The organism is Flavobacterium bizetiae (assembly GCF_902804475.1).
Classification (GTDB): domain Bacteria; phylum Bacteroidota; class Bacteroidia; order Flavobacteriales; family Flavobacteriaceae; genus Flavobacterium; species Flavobacterium bizetiae.
Genome location: NZ_CADCSU010000236.1, coordinates 1 through 660 on the forward strand (window position 1 = coordinate 1; position 660 = coordinate 660).

The window sequence follows — 660 nt, forward strand, 5'->3', positions numbered from 1 at the left end:
GCATAATCTATCACCTATAGATTTAGAGCAAATTATTACAGAAGCCATTAAAAATCAAATGGAAGAATTTCAGAGAACTTTATCAATTGATACTCCAGATGTATTACTAACTAGGTCTGAAGCATGTAGTTTTCTGAAAATTAATATGACGACATTGTGGAATTGGTCAAAGAAGGGTAAAATTATTTCTTATGGAATTGGAAACAGAGTTTACTATAAGAAATCTGAGTTGCTAGAGAGTTTGGTTAGAATAAATTAAATGATTGTTGAAAATTTCATGTTAATGGCTCACAGTATTCTTTATTTACTACCTTGTCTCTCAACACCGCTTTATTACTAAAGTTTCTTGTAATATTTCGTACTATTTCACTATAGTTGTCATCATTTTCTCTTTTATGATAAAATGGTTTTATAGAAACACAGTTTTTATGTTCAAAAAGTGTACTTAAAAGTGTTCTGTCTGAATTTCCACAAGAATGTCCAAAAATAAATATTTGGTAATCGCTACTGTTTAAAAACTCTAATAGTTTTTTATAATTATCAGTTTCTAAATATTTAATTGATTTAATGTTTTCAAGATAAACATTATCATTTAGATTTTCAATTGATTTATAATCTTCATCAATTTCATCACCAAAGCCAAAAATAACATTATTATTA

General features: G+C 26.4%; 1 protein-coding gene and 1 pseudogene. One reads left to right on the forward strand and one right to left on the reverse strand.

Features of this window, described 5'->3' with window-relative positions; translation table 11 throughout:
• Nucleotides 1–259 (forward strand): helix-turn-helix domain-containing protein (locus FLACOL7796_RS24450; protein ID WP_173973374.1); only part of this gene is annotated, 259 nt, incomplete at its 5' end.
• 16 nt (nucleotides 260–275) lie between these two features.
• On the opposite strand, the pseudogene FLACOL7796_RS24455 reads toward FLACOL7796_RS24450, so the two are convergent.
• A pseudogene (locus FLACOL7796_RS24455) lies at nucleotides 276–660 on the reverse strand (AbiH family protein); the annotation flags it as partial.